This is a genomic window from Pedobacter sp. AC163 (genome assembly GCF_979258665.1).
On record NZ_OZ409872.1, the window covers coordinates 4,481,363 to 4,506,116 of the forward strand.

The following is a 24,754-nucleotide window of genomic DNA, read 5'->3' on the forward strand; positions in this document are numbered from 1 at the left end:
TAAACATGCTTAAGAAAGCGCTATGCCCCTTGCTCTTCGCTAATTATTTTTGTTCTTTAGCAGGATTTCTGTGATAAATTTTCTCGTTTAAAAATTCATCAATTGCAACCAAAACAGGCTTTGGCATACGCTCATAGTGCTTGCTGATTTCAATTTGCTCACGGTTTTCAAAAATCTCTTCTAAGTTATCGTTGCTCGATGCAAATTCTGCCAATTTACCGTGAAGCTCTTCTTTCACGTTGTTAGAAATCTGATTTGCTCTTTTGGCAATTACAACTAAAGATTCATATAAGTTATCTGTAGTTTTATCTAAATCGTGAACGTTTCTAGTCACTGTAGTGTTCGGTACAGCAGGTTTGTTAGTATTCATGTATTGATTAATTTTTAATATTCGTGTTATCGGCAGTAGTTGGTTTTAAAGAAACGGTATCTTTTAATCTACCAGTCCTAATCAACATCTGCTTATATTTTTCTTGGTCAGCCGCATATAAAGCCAGCTCTTGTTTGGTAGTAGCAATGCCATCCTCAACATCTTGTTTAAGTTGCTTAGCTTCTTTAGTAAACTTGCTTTCAGGATGGTTTTCTGTAAATTCTGTATATAGTTCTATGGCTTCATTATAACGATCTTCCTGGCGAATAATGTAGCTGTTTTTTGCGTACAGATACTGAGCTTTTATCATGAGATAATCCATCTCTTCTGCATATTTGATATCTGGATAATCTCGTTGTGCATTTTTTAAAGCAATAACAGCAGCTCTGTAATTATCAACATTACTTGGACCAGTAGTCAGGTACATTTTGGCATTCTCAAAAGCCTTATCTTCCAACTTGCCTCGCAATGTCGCAATGTATTTACCTGCAGCAGCGGCACGATCACTCGTTGGGTATAAGTTGATAAATAATTGCAATGCATCAATAGCCTTATAAGTGTTTTCTTGATCTAACGAAAAAGCAGGTGATTCCAGGTAATAGCAATAAGCGCCCATATAGCGAGCCTCTTCAGCATTTTTACTAGCCGGATAAGTATCTGCAAAGCTTTTAAACTGATATCTGGCCGTTGTATAATCGCTTAATCTATATAAAGTGTAAGCATAATAATAGTTTAAATCTTCAGCTTCTGCACGCCCACGATATTTCTGCGAAAGATCTTCAAAAAGTACCAATGCTTTACTGTAATCTCTCTTATTATACAAACGAAGTGCCTCTTGATATTTTTTCGCAACGTCGTTACTCGCCCTCAATTTCTCAAAACGACTTTTACAACCCGCAATACCCAATGCGGCAACAAATACTAAAATAATTAAGTGTTTAACTTTAAACATTCTGCAAAGATAATTAATAATACGATAACATCAATAAAAACAATTCGCCGCTAAGCTATGCAATACAACCCACTACATATATATAGTTAACAATTTTTAACATACACATTAGTTCTACTCCTATAATATATATGCTATACATATTTATTTTTGAAAGCACTGTTCCCAATTACTAGAATTTTAATCTTGTTCCGCGTTTAAATTGATTTCTTTAAAAATTAGGTGCGTCCCTGTTGCAGGCATCAAATATGGATTTTTCTACTTTGATCGGCTTACGTGGCGCAGCTTTTGGGAGAAACAAACCCTATCCTATCCAATAAACCTAAAACAATTACACCGAAACCCTTACTATTCCGGCTTAGTAGCTAAGCTACCAATATACCGTCCAATCTATATGTCCTATATTTCTATCTGGTTCATAAAACAAAAAGCTCATGGCCGAAGGCCAAAATCACAGCGGCCGCTGAAGCCAAAACGACCTCTGCGCTTTAAAACCTATATTTTCTATATCTCTATATGGTTCAAAAACCCAAGAAAGCTCACATTTTGCATCATCAGTCCATCCTATGTTTTCCTGCTCCCGATAGCTCGACCAGGGTCCTTTGGGTGTGATTTTCCGAAGCGTACACCCGATCGCCCTATTTGTTTTGCTGTTATCGAATAATTTTCCGCTTGAAAAACAGGCTTTTACAATAAAGATCAAAAAAAAGGGAGTGGAGTATTTGGTGGGAGCGGAATTTTTTCTACTTTTGCATCCCGCTTCGGAGGAAACGGTTGCAGTGAAAAGATGGATCTGGGGAATGTGAGAGGGGAGAAAGGCCAATAATTTATTTCAAAATAAATTTGCGGAAAAGAAAAAGATCGCTACCTTTGCAGCCCGGTTCGGAAGGAACGGGAAGCCGCCTGAAAAAGCGGAAAATTGAAAAGCAGAAAGAAAACGGGGAACGAAAAAATAAAAATTATTTTATTTGGAAGTCCGAAAAAGTTTTCTACCTTTGCACTCCCAACCGAAAGGAAAGGGAAAAAGTCGAGCGGCGGATGTCGCGGAAGACTGGAAACAAAAAGATTGAAACGAGCGGAAACAGGGAAGAGACGATCAAGACTCATGCCCAACTGAAGCGAGCAGATATATAAAGACAGGCCGTGAGGCGATTGTCGATAAGTTCTTAAAAGAGATGTCAATGATGCGTAGTGGGGTAATGAAGTACGAATTCAAGTACAGAGTTCCTTATTACATTTTAAAGTCAATGTCCAACGGACAAAACAAAAGAAGACTATTTTTAACGATAGTTAAAACTGGTCAGAATCTTACAACACATTTTACAATGGAGAGTTTGATCCTGGCTCAGGATGAACGCTAGCGGCAGGCCTAATACATGCAAGTCGAGGGGTAGAAGAGGCTTGCTTCTTTGAGACCGGCGCACGGGTGCGTAACGCGTATGCAACCTACCTTCATCTGGGGGATAGCCCGGAGAAATCCGGATTAATACCGCATAAAATCACAGGATGGCATTATCCAATGATCAAACATTTATGGGATGGAGATGGGCATGCGTGTCATTAGCTAGTTGGCGGGGTAACGGCCCACCAAGGCGACGATGACTAGGGGATCTGAGAGGATGGCCCCCCACACTGGTACTGAGACACGGACCAGACTCCTACGGGAGGCAGCAGTAAGGAATATTGGTCAATGGAGGCAACTCTGAACCAGCCATGCCGCGTGCAGGAAGACTGCCCTATGGGTTGTAAACTGCTTTTATTCGGGAATAAACCTATTTACGTGTAAATAGCTGAATGTACCGAAGGAATAAGGATCGGCTAACTCCGTGCCAGCAGCCGCGGTAATACGGAGGATCCAAGCGTTATCCGGATTTATTGGGTTTAAAGGGTGCGTAGGCGGCCTGTTAAGTCAGGGGTGAAAGACGGTAGCTCAACTATCGCAGTGCCCTTGATACTGATGGGCTTGAATGGACTAGAGGTAGGCGGAATGAGACAAGTAGCGGTGAAATGCATAGATATGTCTCAGAACACCGATTGCGAAGGCAGCTTACTATGGTCTTATTGACGCTGAGGCACGAAAGCGTGGGGATCAAACAGGATTAGATACCCTGGTAGTCCACGCCCTAAACGATGAACACTCGCTGTTGGCGATACACAGTCAGCGGCTAAGCGAAAGCGTTAAGTGTTCCACCTGGGGAGTACGCTCGCAAGAGTGAAACTCAAAGGAATTGACGGGGGCCCGCACAAGCGGAGGAGCATGTGGTTTAATTCGATGATACGCGAGGAACCTTACCCGGGCTTGAAAGTTAGTGAATGATCCAGAGATGGATCAGTGAGCAATCACACGAAACTAGGTGCTGCATGGCTGTCGTCAGCTCGTGCCGTGAGGTGTTGGGTTAAGTCCCGCAACGAGCGCAACCCCTATGTTTAGTTGCCAGCACGTTATGGTGGGGACTCTAAACAGACTGCCTGTGCAAACAGAGAGGAAGGAGGGGACGACGTCAAGTCATCATGGCCCTTACGTCCGGGGCTACACACGTGCTACAATGGATGGTACAGAGGGCAGCTACATAGCAATATGATGCGAATCTCACAAAGCCATTCACAGTTCGGATTGGGGTCTGCAACTCGACCCCATGAAGTTGGATTCGCTAGTAATCGCGTATCAGCAATGACGCGGTGAATACGTTCCCGGGCCTTGTACACACCGCCCGTCAAGCCATGGAAGTTGGGGGTACCTAAAGTATGTAACCGAAAGGAGCGTCCTAGGGTAAAACCGATAACTGGGGCTAAGTCGTAACAAGGTAGCCGTACCGGAAGGTGCGGCTGGAATACCTCCTTTCTGGAGTGGAGTTGACTACTCACTGCGCAACATGATATTTCAAAACAAGAGAAACAAAAAAGAAAACACCCAGAAGAAATGACGGTTGTCTGGTAACCAAAAGACATCGGAACGAAAGCTAGGTAAAGCAAATGGAGCGGTAGCGGTAATATACTAACCGCAAAGAATGCCACACCGAAAAGCACAGTCCCGTAGCTCAGCCTGGTTAGAGCACTACACTGATAATGTAGGGGTCTCCAGTTCAAATCTGGACGGGACTACTTTAATAATCCTGGGGGATTAGCTCAGCTGGCTAGAGCGCCTGCCTTGCACGCAGGAGGTCAACGGTTCGACTCCGTTATTCTCCACAGTAAGAAAACACATCACCGGGATCGGTGGTCATCATTGACAGATTGAAAGAAAGAAAAGAAACGCCATGGGGCACTTGTGATAATCTAAGTACTATATACTGAGTACTAAGGACTACAAGAAACGGTTCGAGACCGCAGTTTTTGACTAACGAAGCTGAAACGGAGCTTAGGTATAGGACGATGAAATCCTAAACCTTTATACCTTCGATCTTCAGCCTTGGTAAAGTTCTTTGACATATTGGAAGAAGTTAAAAAAGAAGAGCAAACAACAATAGGCGACTGTTGTGTTTGTGCTCGCTTAAAGGAATCGCAAGAGACCGATAAGCATGAGACATCATAACAAGAGCAAAAAAAGCATACCATATGGCGCAAAAGGCATATGAGTAGAAGAAAGTAATAAAGAGTACACGGGGGATGCCTTGGCTCTCAGAGGCGATGAAGGACGTGATAAGCTGCGATAAGCTTCGGGTATTTGCAAATAGGAATTGATCCGAAGATTTCCGAATGGGGCAACCCGGCTGGTTGAAGACCAGTCACATATAATGAGCAAACCTGCCGAACTGAAACATCTAAGTAAGCAGAGGAAGAGAAAATAACAATGATTTCCTGAGTAGTGGCGAGCGAAAGGGAAAGAGCCCAAACCATCCATGTTACGGCATAGGTGGGGTTGTAGGACTGCAACGTGGCATTAGCAAACAGAAGTGGAATGGGATGGGAAGCCCAGCGATACACGGTGATAGCCCGGTACACGTATAGAATGCTAGTCTAGCAGTATCCTGAGTACCGCGAGGTCGGAGACGCCTTGTGGGAATCTGCCGGCACCATCCGGTAAGGCTAAATACTCCTGAGAGACCGATAGTGAACCAGTACCGTGAGGGAAAGGTGAAAAGAACCCCGAACAGGGGAGTGAAATAGAACCTGAAACCGTGTACTTACAAGCGGTCGGAGCATCCAAGTGGTGTGACGGCGTGCCTTTTGCATAATGAGCCTACGAGTTACTCCTCTCTGGCAAGGTTAAGTGCTTCAGGCACGGATCCGAAGCGAAAGCGAGTCTGAATAGGGCGTATAGTCAGAGGGGGTAGACGCGAAACCTTGTGATCTACCCATGGACAGGTTGAAGGTGCGGTAACACGTACTGGAGGACCGAACCGATAAACGTTGAAAAGTTTCCGGATGATCTGTGGGTAGGGGTGAAAGGCTAATCAAACTGGGAAATAGCTCGTACTCCCCGAAATGTTTTTAGGAACAGCGTGGATATTAAGTTTCATAGAGGTAGAGCTACTGATTGGGTGCGGGGGAGTCAAATCCTACCAAATCCAGACAAACTCCGAATGCTATGAAATATGATCTGCAGTGAGGCGCGGGGTGCTAAGGTCACGCGCCGAGAGGGAAAGAACCCAGACCATCAGCTAAGGTCCCCAAGTTACAGTTAAGTTGAACTAACGAGGTCCGATTGCACAGACAGCTAGGATGTTGGCTTGGAAGCAGCCATTCATTTAAAGAGTGCGTAACAGCTCACTAGTCGAGCGATCGGGCATGGATAATAAACGGGCATTAAATTGTACACCGAAGCTATGGGATTGAAATATATCGGTAGGGGAGCATTCTAGCGGCAGCGAAGGTATCTGGTAATGGGTGCTGGAGCTTCTAGAAAAGCAAATGTAGGCATAAGTAACGATAAGGCGGGAGAGAAACCCGCCCACCGAAAGGATAAGGTTTCCTGATCAACGCTAATCGGATCAGGGTCAGTCGGGACCTAAGGAGAACCCGAAGGGGAAATTCGATGGACAACTGGTTAATATTCCAGTACTTTTTATAACTGCGATGTGGGGACGGAGTAGTGACACTGCCGCGATCTGACGGAATAGATCGTTAAAGACAGTAGGTAATGGAACGGTAGGCAAATCCGCCGATCTAGCTGAAAGTCGATAGTACCGCAAGCCTTCGGGTGAGTGGATAGCGCAGGTAATCAGACTTCCAAGAAAAACCGCTAAGCTTCAGGTTATAAAAACCCGTACCGCAAACCGACACAGGTATCCGGGAAGAGGATTCTAAGGTGCTCGAGTGAATCATGGCTAAGGAACTCGGCAAAATGGCCCTGTAACTTCGGGAGAAGGGGCGCTGGCAGCAATGTCAGCCGCAGTGAAAAGGCCCAGGCGACTGTTTAACAAAAACACATGGCTTTGCAAAATCGAAAGATGAGGTATAAGGCCTGACACCTGCCCGGTGCTGGAAGGTTAAGAGGGGATGTCATCCGCAAGGAGAAGCATTGAATCGAAGCCCCAGTAAACGGCGGCCGTAACTATAACGGTCCTAAGGTAGCGAAATTCCTTGTCGGGTAAGTTCCGACCTGCACGAATGGTGTAACGATCTGGGCGCTGTCTCAGCCATGAGCTCGGTGAAATTGTGGTCCCGGTGAAGACGCCGGGTACCCGCAACGGGACGGAAAGACCCCATGCACCTTCACTACAATTTAACATTGACATTGGATACAGGATGTGTAGGATAGGTGGGAGGCTTTGAAGCGGCGTCGCTAGGCGTCGTGGAGCCAACGTTGAAATACCACCCTTTCTGTATTCGGTGTCTAATCCCGCCTAGCGGGAGACATTGTTTGATGGGTAGTTTGACTGGGGTGGTCGCCTCCAAAAAGGTAACGGAGGCTTTCAAAGGTAAGCTCAGTACGCTTGGTAACCGTACGCGGAGTGCAATAGCATAAGCTTGCTTGACTGTGAGACATACAGGTCGATCAGGGTCGAAAGACGGATATAGTGATCCGGTGGTTCTGCATGGAAGGGCCATCGCTCAAAGGATAAAAGGTACGCTGGGGATAACAGGCTGATCTCCCCCAAGAGCTCATATCGACGGGGAGGTTTGGCACCTCGATGTCGGCTCGTCACATCCTGGGGCTGGAGAAGGTCCCAAGGGTTCGGCTGTTCGCCGATTAAAGTGGCACGCGAGCTGGGTTCAGAACGTCGCGAGACAGTTCGGTCCCTATCTGTTGTGGGCGTAGGAATTTTGAGTGGGGCTGACCTTAGTACGAGAGGACCGGGTTGGACTAGCCTCTAGTGAATCTGTTGTTCCGCCAGGGGCATTGCAGAGTAGCTACGCTGGGAATAGATAAGCGCTGAAAGCATCTAAGTGCGAAACTAGCCACGAGATGAGAATTCCATATAGGACCGTAGAAGACTACTACGTTGATAGGCTACAGATGTAAAGCTGGCGACAGCACAGTCGAGTAGTACTAATCATCCGAAGCTTTCAAAGCAAACAGACTGTTGTTTGTTCTTCTAACATAACTTCTTTCAATAATATGTCATTTAGTAGTTGGTACTGGGTACTTGGTAGATAGATTAGATGTCTAAATACCAACGACTAAATACTATATACTATTTAAAAACATTTAGGTGCCTATATCGGTGGTGTCCACCTCTTCCCATTCCGAACAGAGAAGTTAAGCCCACCAGAGCCGATGGTACTGCGGTAACACGTGGGAGAGTAGGTCGGTGCCAAATCTTAAAGCCCCAAAAGGGCATTAGCGAGAACCCCGTCAGCAACAGCTGATGGGGTTTCTTCGTTTAAAACGGTTCTGTAATTCAAGGGGAGAAAAGAATAAAGGGCAGGGAACAGAGAGTAACTTTCCTTAAGAAATGCTCCTATTGCTTTCATGGCTACATTAATCTAGATCTGTCTGGAGTTGTTGAACCATATAGGGGATATAGGTCATATAGCTGGATGGATCCGGTTTTTAAGACTTTCTCTGTTTATCAGATAGCAAGGCTCTCGGCATAAAACAGCAGTGTTCATTGCGTTCATGGGTAGATAATCACAGATCTGCCTTGAGTTGTTGAACCATATAGGAATATAGGTCATATAGCTGGGTGGACCCGGTTTTGCATACCTGCGGGAAAGCAGGCCCGAACGATAAAACACCCCCCTGGGTCTGATAAACCTGATGGTACGAAAATCCTTTTTGTACCGCTGCCGCTCAAAGCCAATATACCTTAAACAAAAAGATTGAAGGGACAGCGGGACTGAAGAAGAAATGAAACGGTGATGTTCTTTTCCAAAAACAACTTATCGGCACTTATTTGGAACGATTTTGAAACTGAATCGTTGTAAATGTGTTATTAACATGTAGTTTGCCATAATATTTGGTTATCTTTGACACAACAATATATAAACACAAATAATGAGTTTTTTTGCAGATAAAAGAAGGGAAGTAATGGTGCATATTGAAAAATATATGCTTGATATGATGGAAACCTATCTTAAACCAATTGACACCAATTGGCAACCATCAGATTTTCTTCCTGATTCTACGAGTGAAAACTTTTATCAGGACATCAGGATTTTAAGGGAGAATGCCAAAGATTTATCTTACGATTTAGTTGCAGTTTTAGTTGGTGATACTATCACCGAGGAAGCTTTACCTACTTATGAATCGTGGTTAGCTATGGTTCAGGGGCCAAGTATGAAAGAAGATGGCGGATGGATGAAATGGAACAGACACTGGACCGCTGAAGAAAACCGTCATGGTGACTTATTGAATAAGTATTTGTATTTGTCGGGCAGGGTGGATATGCGCCAGATGGAGATATCTACTCAATATCTGATTGCAGATGGTTTTGATATTGGTACAGGACATGACCCTTATCGTAATTTCATTTATACTTCGTTTCAGGAGTTAGCTACTAATATATCACACAGACGTGTGGCATCTTTGGCTAAAAAAGATGGTGACACTTTGCTTTCTAAGATGTGTGGAACCATTGCATCTGATGAAGCGAGACATGCTAAGGCTTATAAAGACTTCATGAATCGTATTTTTGAAGTTGATCCGAATGAAGCTATGATTGCGTTTGAAGATATGATGCGGAAAAAGATTGTAATGCCAGCTCACTTTTTACGTGAGGTTGGTTTAAAAATTGGACAAACCTTCGGTCATTTTACTGACGCAGCGCAACGTTTAGGTGTTTATACGGCTGTTGACTACGTTGAAATCATGCAATCGCTGATTGAAGATTGGAAAATAGAAGGGATGCGTGATTTAAATGATGCGGGTGAAAAGGCTCGTGATTATATTATGGCTCTACCTTCTCGTTTGTTACGTGTTGCTGAGCGTATGAAAAATCCAACTATGGACTATAAGTTTACCTGGATTGCAGGCTAAACGATATAAATATATTTTTGAAAGGGTTCTTTATTAAGAAGAACCCTTTTTTGTTCTACATGTTTCTGCGGTATTGACCGCCTACTTCATAGAGCGCATTGCTAATTTGACCTAACGAACAAACCTTACATACCTCCATCAGTTGCTCAAAAATGTTCTCTCCTGCAATTGCTGATTTTTGTAACTGTCTAAGCAGCGACGAAGATTTATTTTCGTTTCGATCCTGAAATTTTTGAAGTGCCGCAATTTGATATTGCTTTTCTTCTTCGGTAGCTCTAATTACTTCTCCAGGAACAATAGTAGGAGAACCATTTTTATTCAAAAAAGTATTTACCCCAACTATTGGAAATTCTCCAGTGTGTTTCAAGGTTTCATAGTACAAGCTTTCTTCCTGGATCTTACCACGTTGATACATGGTTTCCATGGCTCCTAAAACTCCGCCACGATCATTAATTCTTTTAAATTCTTGAAGCACGGCATTTTCGACAAGGTCGGTGAGTTCTTCGATAATAAAGGCTCCCTGCAGCGGATTTTCATTTTTTGCCAAGCCCAATTCTCTGTTGATGATGAGCTGAATTGCCATGGCTCTGCGTACTGATTCTTCGGTAGGGGTAGTGATGGCTTCGTCATAAGCATTAGTGTGGAGCGAATTGCAGTTATCGTAAATTGCATAAAGTGCTTGCAAGGTAGTTCTGATATCATTAAAATCGATCTCCTGTGCATGTAATGATCTGCCTGATGTTTGGATATGGTATTTGAGTTTCTGCGACCGATCGTTTCCTTTGTATTTGTTTTTAATCGCTTTCGCCCAGATTCGTCTGGCTACCCTGCCAATAACCGCGTACTCGGGATCGATTCCATTAGAGAAAAAGAAAGATAAGTTCGGCGCAAATTCATCGATATGCATGCCTCTGCTCAAATAATATTCAACAAATGTAAAACCATTACTTAAGGTAAAAGCAAGCTGTGAAATTGGATTTGCTCCAGCTTCGGCAATATGATAACCTGAAATTGACACGGAATAAAAATTTCTTACCTTTTCATCAATGAAATATTTTTGAATGTCTCCCATCATTCTCAAAGCGAATTCGGTAGAAAATATGCAGGTATTTTGAGCCTGATCTTCTTTAAGGATATCAGCCTGTACAGTTCCACGCACAGCACTGATGGCCTTTGCTTTAATTTGTGCATAAACGTCAGCTGGCAATACTTCATCGCCAGTTACACCAAGTAGCATTAAGCCAAGACCATTGTTACCCGTTGGTAAGTCGCTGTTATACTTTGGTCTTTCTGAATTACTATTTTTAAAGATTTCCTGTATTTTTTGTTCTACTTCAGCTTCCAAACCGTTTTCGATAATGTATTTTTCACATTGCTGATCTATCGCAGCGTTCATGAAAAATCCTAATAACATGGGGGCAGGGCCATTGATTGTCATTGAAACCGATGTAGACGGTGCACAAAGGTCGAAACCTGAATACAGTTTCTTGGCATCGTCTATGGTTGCGATACTTACACCTGAATTACCAATTTTGCCATAAATATCTGGTCTAATATGAGGATCCTCACCATATAAAGTTACAGAATCGAATGCTGTAGACAAGCGATGAGCCGGTTGTCCGAGTGATACATAATGAAAACGTTTGTTGGTTCTTTCAGGACCACCCTCGCCGGCGAACATTCTTGTCGGGTCTTCGCCTTCACGTTTAAGCGGAAATACGCCTGCGGCATAAGGAAATTCACCTGGAAGATTCTCTGTTAACAGCCATCTTAACACGTCTCCCCAATCCTCATAACGCGGAAGTGAAACCTTTGGGATTTGTAATTTAGACAGGGACTCATAAAACAGGGGCTGCCTAATTTCTTTATCACGAACTTTATAAATAAAATACTCCTCTTTATAAGCTCGTTTGGTATCAGGCCATTGACGCAACAGCCGTTTACAATCACCGTCTAACTGTTCTTCAAAAAAAGTATAAGCATTTTCTAAACCGCTGCCCAGCCCTAAAGATTCATTTTCAACAGCCAAATCGATTACGCCTTTAAGCTGATACATCTTTCTTGCTATACCAACCTGTTTATCAACCCACTCGTTATACATTTGGCTTGATTCTGCTATTTCTGCTAAATAACGGATCCGATCAGGTGGAATGATGTAGATTTTCTCCGACTGATCTGAAGTTAATTCCATTTTTGCCTTGAAATCTGTATATGTTTTGACTCTAATTTTGTCCATCAAGGCCACAAATAAGTTGTTCATCCCAGGGTCGTTGAATTGGGAAGCCATGGTTCCGTAAACGGGAATCTCTTCATCCTTCGCATCAAAAATATTGTGGTTGCGTTTATATTGTTTTCTTACATCGCGAAGTGCATCCAAGGCACCACGTTTATCGAATTTATTGATGGCAACGAGGTCAGCAAAATCGAGCATATCGATTTTTTCGAGCTGTGTAGCTGCACCAAATTCAGGTGTCATCACATATAGAGAAACATCACAGTGTTCTGTAATTTCTGTATCAGACTGGCCAATTCCGGAAGTCTCTACAATAATAAGGTCGTAACCAGCAGCTTTGCAAATGTCTATACTTTCCTGTACATTTTTTGATAATGCAAGGTTTGCTTGTCGGGTTGCAAGCGACCTCATATAAACTCTCGGATTATTGATTGCATTCATTCGGATACGATCTCCGAGAAGGGCACCACCGGTTTTCCTTTTCGAAGGATCAACGGAAATAATCGCAAGGGTTTTATCTGGCACTTCAACCAAAAATCTACGTACCAGTTCATCTACCAGCGACGACTTTCCAGCACCACCCGTTCCGGTTATTCCGAGAATAGGAGCATTGTTGTTTAGCGATAATTTTTTTAGTTCGTTAACAAATTCCTGAGCCCCTTCGGGATCATTTTCGGCTACGGTTATTGCTCCAGCAATTGCTGTGATCTCTTTATTCGGAATCGTTTTTAGTTCATCTGTGATTTCTGCCTTGGTTACAAAGTCTGTTTTGATCAACATATCATTGATCATTCCCTGCAATCCCATCTTTCTTCCATCATCAGGCGAATAGATTTTAGAGATTCCATAGGATTCCAATTCTTCAATTTCTGTGGGTAAGATTACCCCACCTCCGCCTGCAAATATCTTGATATGACCAGATCCACGTTCCTGCAACAGATCATACATATATTTAAAATATTCGATATGCCCGCCTTGATACGATGTCATTGCAATTCCCTGAACGTCTTCTTGAATAGCACAGTTTACCACTTCATCAACTGAGCGATTATGACCAAGGTGAATTACTTCGGCCCCGGATGACTGTAAAATTCGACGCATGATATTTATGGTTGCATCATGACCATCAAAAAGGGAAGCGGCAGTGACAAAACGAATTTTATTTTTTGGCTTGTATATTTCTACTTGTTGCATACTATAGGATTTAAGATCTCACAAAATGAAATTCTGCAATGCTTATTGAGACTATATTTGGATGAACAAATGTAGCAAATCCTTGCAATTTGATGCTTGTATAATGGTATTGATACTCTTTATAAACAACGAAGCCAACTAAATCTAGTTGGCTTCGTTGTTTATTTATTGGTGATTTCTGTGATGGGTTCACCTACGGTGCCATTTGGCATTTGAATATGGAGCAACGCAGCTAAGGTCGGTGCTATATCTGTCATGTAATGGGTTTTATTCGTTGCGCCAGGTTTAATTCCCCAGCCCATAAATACCAAGGGAATGTGCGCATCGTAAGGATTCCAATTGCCGTGAGTTGTACCTGTGCTGCTTCCATTAAACCAGTTTGGATTTAAAATATAGTATAAATCGCCACTTCTGCGAGCATTATAACCATTTGTGATCATTCTTTTCTGAACTTCAGGTAGCGTTGCTAAGGAAACTCTTGAAACATCAACTACGTTTGCAAAACCCTCCAATCGTTTCAAAAATTCGATTGAAGCGGCTTTAATCACATCGAAACTCACATTTCCATTATCGGTTTTATCGTGATCGAAATGGATTTGATTATTCATTGATTTTAAAACTACATTGTTAACCTTGAATTTTTCATTTAGAAAAGCATTCAATTTAAAAACAATATCTCTATCACTTACGATACCTGCCGGAAGTTTATTTTCTTTCATAAAGGCTGGAACGTGTGCAACCGCATGATCGGCACTTAAAAATAGGGTGTAATTCCCTTTACCCACTTTTTTATCTAAATAATTGAAAAAGTCTTCAAAATCTTTGTCTAAACGTAAATAGGTATCTTCAAGTTCTACAGAATTTGGTCCGTAAGCATGGCCAACATAATCTGTTGATGAACAACTTACCGCAAGGAAATCAGTAATATTATCTTGTCCCAAATCTTCTGATAAAATTGCAAGTTTTGCTAGATCTAAAGTAATGGTGTTACCGTATGGGGTACTTCTAATAGCATCAAAGTTTTTATCAATGTTTTGAGTTAAGAGATGTGGAAACACACTGCTTTTGCCTTCGTAAGCTTTTTCATCAGCTGTGCTGTTTGTGTAGGTGTTAATTGGATATAATGTTTCCCAATTTTTTGCATAAAATTTATTTGCAAGCTTCATCTTATTATAATCAGCAATCCACATCGGAACCTCCTTCATATAATAACTGCTTGTAATCCAGTTGCCAGTGCTACCCTGATACCAATAAGCTGCATTTGCTGCATGACCAGCTGGTAGGATCGAACCTCTATCTTTTAAAGAGATCCCTATAACTTTTCCTTTGAAGTTTGTTGCTAATCTTAATTCATCAGTTATGGTTGTGGTAAGCATGTTTTTAGGTGACATGTTACCTTCAGGAGAAGGGCTGCTTCCAACGGTTACAACCGTAGAATCTTCGGTACAATACACGTTTTTCTTAGTTTCTGAATCGTACCAATCATTACCGATAATTCCATGAACTGCTGGAACTGAACCGGTATAAATGGTGGTATGACCAACAGCGGTGTAAGTTGGTGTGTATGGAATCAGCGTATTTTCAACCGAAAAACCTTCGTTTATTAGTCTTTTAAAACCACCATTTGAATAACGATTATAAAAGCGATATAAATAATCCCATCTCATTTGATCGACCACTAAACCCACCACTAATTTTGGGCGAGCAATTTCGCTAGGGAAAGCTTTAGCTGTATTGGCCGTGGCTTTTTTTGCCTGAGCATTTGCTGTTGTAAAGGAAAAAATAGATAGGGAAATAAGTAAATAAGAAATTTTCTTCATTCTGTTTTTAGTTAAAAGACTAAAGTAACACTTTTCAAATGAAGAAATTTTGAAGATTATGTAAAGATTTTATAACGCTTCGGCAACAACGAATGTGCTACCGCCAATAAACACCAAATCGTTTTTTTTAGCATTTTTGACAGCTGTTTCCTTAGCTTGAACAACCGATGGATAATCATTTCCAATTAGTGAATAAGTTAGTGCTTGCGCTTTAAGTTCAGTAGCATTCATAGCCCTTTCCAGATCGGGTTTGCAAAAGTAATAGGTTGCATTTTTTGGCATCATGGAAAGTACCTTTGAAATATCCTTGTCTTTTACCATGCCGAAAACAATGTGTAAATTTTCGAATGGTGTTTGGTTAATGTTCTTTATCACTTCAGCAATTCCAGCTTCGTTGTGGCCGGTATCGCAAATAACCAATGGGTTTTTAGATAGAGTTTGCCAGCGGCCCTGTAAAGCTGTTAACTTTTTAACTTGCTTTAATCCATTATAAATACTCTTATCAGATATTTTGAAAGTAGATAACTCATTCAGAATTTCAATGGCTTGTAAAACAGTTAAAATATTTTTTTGTTGATAAGTGCCCGTTAAATCCGTTATCAAATTCTTAAATCTGATCTGATGATTTTGATCAATATTTAGCGATAATTTCGTGTTTACGATCTTAAAATCCTTAACAACCATTTGTGCATCGGCGAAAACAATTGATGCATTCATTTCCTTTGCTTTTTGTTGGAAAACAACTGCAGACTTCGGCTGGGTTTCGCCAATAATTACCGGCGTATTCCTTTTGATAATGCCAGCTTTTTCTCCAGCAATCTCTTCTATGGTATTGCCCAGCATATTGGTGTGGTCCATGCTGATGTTGGTAATAACCGAAAGCTCTGGTTGAATGATGTTGGTTGAGTCCAACCTGCCCCCCAAACCAACCTCAATAACCGCAATATCTACTTTATGTTTTGCAAAATGATCAAAAGCCAGTGCAACAGTGACTTCGAAAAAAGATGGTTCTACTTCGTTTATCAACTTTTGTTGATTTTTTACGAAGGAAACCACTTCCGTTTTACTAATCATTTTTCCATTGATGCGGATACGCTCGCGAAAATCTTTTAAATGAGGGGAGGTATACAAACCAGTTTTATAACCTTCGGCTTGTAAAATTGCCGCAAGCATGTGCGAGGTAGACCCTTTTCCGTTTGTACCGGCAACATGTATGCTCTTGAATTTATCCTGCGGATTATCAAGAGCATTGCAAAATATGATGGTATTAGTGAGGTCTTTTTTAAAAGCAGAAGCCCCCACACGTGTAAACATTGGGAGTTTGCTATATAAATAATCAAGCGTTTGCTGGTAATTCACCTCAGATGCTGAATTATAGTAATAGTTGTTTTAGTTAACTTTAAAGTTGAAGACCACCACTCCGGTTTGATTATCTCCGCCTACGCCAGAACTTGTTAAAGATGAGTTTTTTACCGCTTGAACACATTTCTCAACCAGTTCTCTATCGGTTATAGTAGACCCTTTCAGTTCTTGTCTGGCATCTGTAATTCTTCCAGATTTATTGAAATAGATCCTAATAGCAATCCTCCCTCTCACTTGTCCATCATCTTTCGGAATGACCAGGTTTGAAAAACGTCGAAGTTCAATAGGCTTGTTTCCATAACCAGATCCTCCTTCACCATAATTCGGTGCTAAGGGATCACCATTAACTGATCCCTGGTTTCCAGCTGTGCTGCCGGTTCCATCTCCCTGACCCTGACCCGTATTTTTTTTGCCCTTATAAAGCGCATTTTGATTGATAACTGGTTTCGAAGGTTTATCTTCTGTAACGGTAGTCGGCGCTGTGTTGGTTGTTTTTGTAGGTTTTGTATTTACCGCAATAGCATCTTCCGTATTCTGAGTTTGAACTTCCTTATCAGAATTTTCTGTAGTTGTTGTCGGAGTAACTTTTTCTTCGGGTGTTACTTTATCTGGTGCTTTTCCATTTGCATTTGGATCAGCGGAAGGCTCCTCGATGCTCGTGTAATCATCGCCCATCCCCTCGGCAGAAGTACCATAGTTAACCACCATACCACCCATGCCTAAATCTTCAGGTGGTTGAAAGGAATTAATTACAATAAAAAAGCTAATCAACAATAAAAACCCCATTATCCCACTGGCAATAGCTACAGCCTTCGGATAATTGTTTTCTTCGTTATTTATATTTTGTGCTTTGTAATCCATTATTTTTTAGGCTCAACAGCCACAACAAGCTTCAATTTTAACTTATTTGCTATATCATTAACAACAAAACCATCTTGATAAGTAACGTTACGAGATACATATAAAAGGATGGTCATATCTGGAGCCAGTTTTTGGTAAGCGGCTAAAGTTGGCTCCAATTGCTCCATTGTAACTGGTTTCTTATCAACGGAATATTTTAAATTTTCGTCTATAGTAACTGTAACTGCTTTTTTAGCAGTAGATTGCTGCCCGCTTGACGACTGCGGCAACAACAATTTTACTACAGTTGGGTTAACCACTGCAGATGCCAAAAGGAAGAACAGCATCAGGAAGAACATAATATCGTTCAACGCTGAAGTGTGTACTTCTACTGACCCTTTTGTTCTTTTGCGTAAGTTCATTATTTACCTGGCTCTTCTAATAAATCAATAAAGTCAATTGCATCCGTTTCCATTTTTAGGATGATTTTTTCTACCATGATATTTAGAATATGGTAAAGTACGTAAGCGATAATACCAATGATTAAACCTGTTGCTGAAGTGATCATTTTAGTATACAAACCACCAGAAATAGTTCCAATTTCAATAGCACCTTTAATGGATACCTGATGGAAAATTGTAATTACCCCAACAATGGTACCTACGAAACCCAACATCGGAGCGATACCTGCAACAATACCTAGGATACTGATATTTTTTTCAAGTTTAGCAACCTCTAGTTTACCAACATTTTCAATAGCACCTTCGATTTCTTTAATTGGGCGGCCAATGCGTTTTAAGCCTTTTTGCAACATGCGACTAAGAGGGGAGTTGTTGTTTCTTAACAGCGACATTGCCCCATCTAAATTTCCAGATTGAATATATGATCTGATTTGTCCCATTAAATTCGACTCATCTTTCGTGGCCTTTTTGATGGTTAAATAACGTTCAACAAATATGATTAAGGCTAAAAAGGCTAATAATGCCAAAGGCAGCATCACCCATCCACCTTTAAAAAGCAGATCGATGAAATGTAATTCTGGCTCTGGTTGCGTTAGTGCCTGGTTAACTGCATTCGCTGTATCTTGAAGTGCTTGTGTGGTGTCTTGAATTAATAAAGTTATCATTATGGTTGTGTGTTGTTTTTTATTTCTTTAACGTAAAATCCTGTTCCTTTTAATCGTTTTTGTAGAATTTCTTTTTGCTTTTCTGCCTCCTCTTTAGTGGGGAAACTCGCAATACTTACCTTTTTTCTTCTGCCTTCCATTTTTGCGATAGTTGCATTAAGGCCAATTTTTTTTACTTTTTCAATGTATCTTAATGCTGCTGCTTCTGTTTCGTAAGAAACCGCTATTACATGAAACATTGATTTCTCTGTAGCCAACGGAGCATTGGATGGAGTAGGACCCACTTTTTTTAGCGCTGAAGAATCAACTTTTGGCGTAGCAATTTGATTCGCTTTTAAAGTACTGTCTGTTTTAGCTATCGAATCTTGTTTTGCCTTTGCAGTATCTATTTGTGTTTTTGGTGAATCTGGCACAACTGCAGGTGTGGTAGTTTGTAACGCAGCCTGCTGTTTAAACAAATCTGGTTTGGCAAAATAGATGATCACTCCAATCAACAGAATTCCGAAAATGATGAGGAGCACTTTTAGCCAAATAGATCTTTTTTCTTCCTCGAATGTTTCTTGAACAATCGGATCGTGACCAAATCGGTTTGGATGCTCGGCATGTTGCTCTTTAATAAACTCAGGCGCTTCAATTACAGGCTCATCTTTTGCAGTTTCATCTTCCAGATTGATATAAGTTTTTTCCTCTTCGCTTTCTGGAGTGTGCCCGAAACGGTTTGGATGTTCTTCATGTTGTTGAACAATACTTTCCGGCACTTCGATTTCCTCGGGTGTCAAAGCCCTTACGGCCTCCTCATTTTCTGGCGTATGGCCAAATCTGTTTGGATGTTCGGTATGCTGTTCTTTTATAAAATCTGGCGCATCAGTAACTTCTTCGCCTGATTTTGTAGTGTGCTTTAAAGTATTGCGCAAATCATCTTCTACTTCATCCAATTTTACATTTTCAATAATAGGATGTATATGGGCTGTTTCTTTAGGCTGAACAGGTGCATTTGGTGCTTCGGCTATTTCATCATATACCTCATCATCTTTGTCAGTGGCATCCGTTTGCTGTTGATCTGAAATGATTTCAGGCAATGCGGGTAGACCATAAAATTCTGATCCGTAGTTTATATTTTTAGCCGCATCAAAGCTTAGACCTTCGTGCTCTGTGAAATATAATCGACCCAAATTCTCAAGATCAGCCTCATGTTCTACTTCCAGTTTTTGGTTCACTTCATCTACAAATTGCGAAATGTAATAAGATGAACTCTCGGCTGAAATATTTCTTTCAGAAGCAATAAAATTGGTTAGGGCCTCATCATTTTTTACATCAGATGTAAATGCCAGAGCATAACTTGGTGGTAAAAATGATTGTTTTTCCTTATCGTACCTGCCTGGAAACTTCTTTTTATAGAAGGTGCCCAAGCCGGTAATGCCAACTTCTTTGCGCTGTTGCAAAAGTTCCAAAAGGTATGATAAGATATCCATTCCGGTAAAATTAAGCGTTTTTTCTAAACCTACGCAATAATTAATCTAATGTATTTAAAATGAATAAGTTAGTCCGCCGAAAACATTTAACCCGTTAACCTGATAATATAAAAAGCGGTTATATTTCGAATTCAACAGGTTATTGGCTTTTGCAAAAACAGAAAATTTGTTGTTGATGCGATAATCTGCACCGATGCCCAAATCTACAAATCCTTTAACTGTTTCTATACGTTCGATGCTGGTATTTGGCACCAAATACTGTAGTGGATTTACTGGTTGTTGAACATTAACTTTCGCTTTTACATCATCTTGCATTACCACAGCTGCATTAAAACTCAGCTTTTTATTATAAGTATAAACGAAGTTTGAGCTAACCTTTAATCCTGGTTTAAACCACGAATAAGTTTCTTGAGCAGGCTTCCAATCATCAATATTTAACTTTCCAGTCCACTTTAATGCATCGCTTACCTGGATTGAGATTTCACCTTCTAAGCCAGTCAATTTCGTTTTGCCAAAATCATAAATGACATCAAACTTGTTAAAATTATCGAAGTTATTAATGAATAAAGGAAGATCGTCAAACTGCTTCATATAAAAACGGGCCTTGTAGCCAAAGCCTGGTCCACCAGTTCCTTTAATTCCCGCACTAATGCTTAACTTTTCAACCGTATTTTTAATCAAGATATTGCTATTCAACCATGGATTTTCATCTGTTAAGCCTTTCATTGAGTTTCTGTTTACATCACCCTTAACTTCTCCGAAAACCTGTAAGTAATCAGGTACGAGGGTGAAATCAGCAGTTACTGCCGGGAAAATTCTTGAACTGCTGAATGCACCGAATTCCTGAACGAAATTAATTCCTGCCGTAACTTTTGCTCCTTTAACCTGCAAACGGATATAAGGATTTAGGCGGAGTAAGTTATTTCCTACGCTTGTTAGTGCGTCTTTGGTATTCCCAAATTCTGTAGATGCTGCCAAACCTAAATTAAATGAACTGATTCTTTTGTTTAGGTATCCATTTAGTGAAAGATAACTTTCTTTGGCGCTAAAACGGTCATTCCATAAATAAGCATTAGCTTTCACCGCATAACTCAATGCGTCCTCATCTTCGGTGAAGTTTTTAACCAACTCACCCTCTAATTCTAAAAGCGTTAAAGCTTGTTTGTCAGGGTTTGGATTTAAGGTTGGGTTTGCATTATCCAAGCCGTAAAAGTAGGTGCCATTTCTTTCAAAATTTAAACGTCCACTTACTGTATTTTCCTCTAAAATACTACGGCCAAAAATGCTTAATTGTTGTTGACTGCTGTTCTGTTTGTTTAATTTACCTTCCTGGCTAAAATGTTTGAAATAACCGCCAAGCTGTAAACCTTCATCTTTTCCAGTATTAAAGTAAGCTTCGCCTAATAATGTAGAAAGTGAACCAAATGCGCCTTTTACATAGTTATTTACTAAAATACTTGCCTTCTCTTCTGCAAGCTGCTGCGCTTGTAATTTTTGAATATCGCTGTTTAGCTCTAACTTTTTGTCTGTTACGCTGTAATTTAATTTCGCTTTATAAGTTTTTACGTCATCCAAATTCGGACTTCTTCTCAGTTTAACGGCTTCAGCCAAAATAGGTTTGTAAGGGCGAACAACTTCAATTTCCTCACTCACTACGGCCTTTTCTTCAGCTTTCTTTTCCTGTGCCTGGACAGTTGTTAAACCAGCAGCAGCAAAAAACAGCAAACTATATATATATTTAATCGACTTCATAATTCTACTTCTTCTGGTTTAGTTTTTCTAGTTTCTCTTTGGCTGTCGGAATGATATCATCCTTGCCTTCGTAATTATCAATTATACTTAGAAGTGTACTTTTTGCTTGCAAGTTATCTTTCAGGGCAACATAATTATCAGATAACAAGATAAAGGCTTTAGCTACCCAATAATCATGTGAAGCCATGTTGTTCACAATATCAAAACAAGTTTTAGTTGATGTTTTGAAATCGCCTTTGTTGTATTCGATAAGTGCAAGGTTGTATTTTGCCTCGGCAGCGGCAGCCGTTTTGGTTTTAGCCACAACGTTTTTAAATTCTTTAACCGCAGTTGTGGTATCTCCTTTTAGCAAATAAGCTTTACCAGAAAACAAGCCAGAACTATTCTTTTCTTCTTCCGAAGCTTTTTCAGATTCATTTGTCAGCTTAGCGTATTTCAACATATCATCAGGCATATTTAAAGCTGTATATGCTTTTAATAAGTTGTTGATGGCAAAACTGTAATGTGCTTTATAATCTGTTGTAGTTTCTAATCTTTTCAAATAAACAATTGCTTCATTATATTTTTTCTGGTTGAGGAACAATTGAGAAATGCTCACCAATGATCGTTCGGTATAGTCGCTTGTCCAATCATTTAATATAAATTCATAATCAGGTATTGCTTCATCAGGGCGACCTAGTTTAACCAAAGATTCTGCCCTGATAAATTTCGCTTCTTTTTCGTGGTTAGCTTTAGGGAATTTATCAAAATAAGCATTAACCGCCTGGAAAGCGCCGTTGGCATCGCCCTTTAAGTAAAGGTTATTCGCCGCCGCAAAAATGATGTTGTCTTGCTCGTTATCTGAATAGTTGCCAAGCGGAGTGGTGTTGGCATATTGGATAAATCCATTTGCATCACCTTTATCTACATAAATGTTTTTAATAGATTCCATCGCTTGTTTAGCCTCTTCAGATGTAGGATAATCGCGGATTACTTTTTTGAATGATTCTAAAGCTACATCGTCCTGATCTTGGTTGTATTGAACCAATCCAATAGTCACTAATGCTTTTGGAACATAACTGCTACGTGGGTATTTTGCCACCAAAGCAACAAGATCTGACTTCGATTTATCGAAATCGCCTTTGTTAAAATAAGTATAGGCTGTTTCAAAACCCGCATCATCTGCATAATTAGAGTTAGGGAATTTTGACAACAACGTTTGCATGGTCGCAATTTTCGCATCGTATTGGTTTTCCAAACCCTGGATCATTCCTTTTTGAAAAGTGGCGTAATCTTCAGATGTAGTATGCCTGTCAATGATTCTGTTGTAATTGGTCATCGCGTTTCCGTAAGTTTTATTTACGAAATAAGAATCGGCCAAACGAATAGTTGCATCATCAATGGTTTTTTGATCTTTATCATTTCCCTGGAGAAATTTCTCGAAATAGGTTGCTGACTTAGCATATTTCTCATCCTCAAATGCAGAATAGGCGAGGGCGTAATTGGCAAAGTTATAAACGCCGGTTTTATCGGCATCAGGCATTTTCAAAAACTTTTCGAATGTAGAAACGGCTTCGCCATATTTCCGTAGTTCGTACATTGCTTCGGCTTTCCAATAAGTATTTAAAGCGTGGATCTCATTGTCTTCCGGAAATTTATCAGAACGTAAAAACATTGATAAGGCATTCGGAAAAGCTCTTTCATTATAAAATTCTAACCCACGGAAATAAGTAACCTTTTGGTAGGCTTCTTTAGCCTCAAGGGTTTTATCCGGAATCGGTTCCAAAATATCAACTGCCGCCTGATAGTTTTTAGTGGTTAAAAGTACTTCTCCTAACAAGGTTTTAGCTTCGTTAATTTTACGAGATTTTGGAAAAGTTTTCAAAAATCCTTGTGTTGCTTCTAAAGCTTGTTGATGGAAATCTAACTCATAGCTTAACTTGGCATAACTTAACCAGGCTTCTTCTTGAATGGTTTTATCAAAATCTAAACGTGAAGCTCTGAAAAATGCACTTTGTGCTTTTTGTTTGTTGCCCAATTGGATAAATGCCTTACCCAAAGTATGCATTCCGTTTTGGAGATAAATGTCATCGTTGTTTAACTTTTCTAAAATGGCAACAGATTCTTTATACTTTTTATTCTGGAACAACGAATATCCATATTGGTAAATGAATAAGTTGTTTTTGGTTTCGCTTTTATCTTTAGCATAAAACTCTGCAAAATACTTTTCAGCGTTCTTAAATTCCGATTTCGCAAAGTAAGAAGCAGCAACTAAACTCAACATTTCAGGTTCGAACTGTTGTTTGGTTTTTTGAATAGATTCTAGTGCATAGCTGATTACATCATCGTAGCGTTCATCCAAATAATACATTGAGGTGATGTAGTATGGATAACTTGCTTCATAGGTTGGTGATCCTTTCAGCTTTTCAAAATTAGCTAATGCAGTTTTGTATTCTTTATTTAGGTAGTTGATGTAAGCAAAATAGTAAGTCGCACTTTCTTGGAAATCGCCTTCCTCTTTTTTTACTTTCTCGAATAGTGGTTCTGCTTTTTCATAGTCTTGCAGCTCAAAATAGGAGTAACCCTGCTTAAATTGATATTCGTTACGTTGTTTGGCTGATAGGGTAGACGGATCAGTTTTTTCGAACCATTCTAGCGCTTTCTTGTAATTTTTTTGACCAAAATAAGTTTTTCCTACATAAAAATAGGCCAGTTTTGTATTGGGATTTAAAGGATAATCACGGATAAAAGCTTGAAATAAACTTTCTGCATCACTATTAGTTAATTCTAACGCACAAACGGCTGCATAAAATTTTGCATTCTCTTTAAGTAGAGATAGTTCAGCATTGCTTTCGGTTTGCGTAGACGGTTTATAGCGTTGTTGTTCAACAAGTTTAAACTGCTGTGCAGCAGCGGTATATTTTTCTTTGTCTAATAATTCTAAGCCAGTCTGGTAGTTTTTATTGAGGTTTTGCACTGCGCTAACTTGCGCATAAGTGGTAAAACTTCCTGCCATGAATAGCGGAATTAGTAAGTATTTTTTCTGCATCGGTTTCAAATATGGTTGGTACTAAATTAGAAATAGTATCATTGTTTATCAACATAAGTAATTAACATCTGTTAATAACACAAATAAACGAAGGGTTTTCAAAATTGGTATAGAAGAAAGTTGAATGTTGAAAATTAGACTGAGTCAGTCGTTCAATAGTCATTAGTTCATTGGTGAAATGAGCCAAAATTATGGAAACTCTCGATTGTGTAGTAGGTAACTATTAGTCGGAGTTTAATTCAC

The 24,754-nt window shown here is 40.2% G+C and carries 12 protein-coding genes, 2 tRNA genes and 3 rRNA genes; 6 read left to right on the top strand and 11 right to left on the bottom strand.

Annotation, left to right across the window (positions count from 1 at the left end; genetic code table 11):
* Window positions 1-43 precede the first annotated feature (43 nt).
* Window positions 44-370 carry a DNA-directed RNA polymerase subunit omega gene (locus ACZZZK_RS19235; protein ID WP_025145617.1) on the bottom strand — a complete coding sequence of 109 codons (327 nt, stop codon included), beginning with the start codon at window positions 368-370 and terminating at the stop codon, window positions 44-46.
* A gap of 7 nt (window positions 371-377) precedes the next feature.
* Window positions 378-1,322: an outer membrane protein assembly factor BamD gene (locus ACZZZK_RS19240; RefSeq protein WP_056849431.1), complete on the bottom strand. Its 945-nt coding sequence runs from the start codon at window positions 1,320-1,322 to the stop codon at window positions 378-380.
* Between the two features lie 1,322 nt (window positions 1,323-2,644).
* Here ACZZZK_RS19240 and ACZZZK_RS19245 point away from each other — a divergent pair.
* From ACZZZK_RS19245 to ACZZZK_RS19270, 6 genes are all read left to right on the top strand, one after another.
* Window positions 2,645-4,164: ribosomal RNA gene (locus ACZZZK_RS19245) — 16S ribosomal RNA — on the top strand.
* A 185-nt stretch (window positions 4,165-4,349) separates the two neighbouring features.
* Window positions 4,350-4,424, top strand: a tRNA-Ile gene (locus ACZZZK_RS19250).
* 13 nt (window positions 4,425-4,437) lie between these two features.
* Window positions 4,438-4,511, top strand: a tRNA-Ala gene (locus ACZZZK_RS19255).
* Window positions 4,512-4,901: 390 nt separating this feature from the next.
* A 23S ribosomal RNA gene (locus tag ACZZZK_RS19260) occupies window positions 4,902-7,778 on the top strand.
* A 136-nt stretch (window positions 7,779-7,914) separates the two neighbouring features.
* Window positions 7,915-8,026, top strand: a 5S ribosomal RNA gene (gene rrf, locus ACZZZK_RS19265).
* Together the 16S, 23S and 5S rRNA genes with 2 tRNA genes alongside form the textbook arrangement of a ribosomal RNA operon.
* Before the next feature lie 677 nt (window positions 8,027-8,703).
* Window positions 8,704-9,684, top strand: a complete 981-nt coding sequence (locus ACZZZK_RS19270) for an acyl-ACP desaturase (RefSeq protein WP_056851446.1) — start codon at window positions 8,704-8,706, stop codon at window positions 9,682-9,684.
* 55 nt (window positions 9,685-9,739) lie between these two features.
* On the opposite strand, the gene ACZZZK_RS19275 is transcribed toward ACZZZK_RS19270, so the two are convergent.
* From ACZZZK_RS19275 to ACZZZK_RS19315, 9 genes are all read right to left on the bottom strand, one after another.
* Window positions 9,740-13,111: a methylmalonyl-CoA mutase family protein gene (locus ACZZZK_RS19275; RefSeq protein ID WP_463485539.1), complete on the bottom strand. Its 3,372-nt coding sequence runs from the start codon at window positions 13,109-13,111 to the stop codon at window positions 9,740-9,742.
* A gap of 161 nt (window positions 13,112-13,272) precedes the next feature.
* On the bottom strand, window positions 13,273-14,931 hold the full coding sequence (gene pafA / locus ACZZZK_RS19280; protein WP_463485540.1) for an alkaline phosphatase PafA: 1,659 nt from the start codon (window positions 14,929-14,931) through the stop codon (window positions 13,273-13,275).
* 69 nt (window positions 14,932-15,000) lie between these two features.
* A complete protein-coding gene (locus tag ACZZZK_RS19285; protein ID WP_463485541.1) occupies window positions 15,001-16,245 on the bottom strand; it encodes a bifunctional folylpolyglutamate synthase/dihydrofolate synthase in 1,245 nt (414 codons plus the stop codon).
* 75 nt (window positions 16,246-16,320) lie between these two features.
* Complete coding sequence (locus ACZZZK_RS19290; RefSeq protein ID WP_463485542.1) at window positions 16,321-17,154, bottom strand: energy transducer TonB; 834 nt, start codon at window positions 17,152-17,154, stop codon at window positions 16,321-16,323.
* Entirely contained in the window at window positions 17,154-17,555 is a 402-nt protein-coding gene (locus tag ACZZZK_RS19295; protein WP_056851441.1) for an ExbD/TolR family protein, read from the bottom strand. The genes ACZZZK_RS19290 and ACZZZK_RS19295 overlap by 1 nt, the downstream gene beginning before the upstream one ends.
* The gene (locus ACZZZK_RS19300) at window positions 17,555-18,259 is read right to left on the bottom strand and encodes a MotA/TolQ/ExbB proton channel family protein (protein WP_056851440.1); all 705 of its coding nucleotides are present in this window, start codon (window positions 18,257-18,259) and stop codon (window positions 17,555-17,557) included. The genes ACZZZK_RS19295 and ACZZZK_RS19300 overlap by 1 nt, the downstream gene beginning before the upstream one ends.
* Window positions 18,259-19,731, bottom strand: coding sequence for an HU domain-containing protein (locus ACZZZK_RS19305; RefSeq protein ID WP_463485543.1), 1,473 nt, complete (start codon window positions 19,729-19,731; stop codon window positions 18,259-18,261). The genes ACZZZK_RS19300 and ACZZZK_RS19305 overlap by 1 nt, the downstream gene beginning before the upstream one ends.
* 54 nt (window positions 19,732-19,785) lie before the next feature.
* Complete coding sequence (locus ACZZZK_RS19310) at window positions 19,786-21,483, bottom strand: hypothetical protein (RefSeq protein WP_463485544.1); 1,698 nt, start codon at window positions 21,481-21,483, stop codon at window positions 19,786-19,788.
* A gap of 4 nt (window positions 21,484-21,487) precedes the next feature.
* A complete protein-coding gene (locus tag ACZZZK_RS19315) occupies window positions 21,488-24,511 on the bottom strand; it encodes a tetratricopeptide repeat protein (RefSeq protein WP_463485545.1) in 3,024 nt (1,007 codons plus the stop codon).
* Window positions 24,512-24,754: the final 243 nt, after the last annotated feature.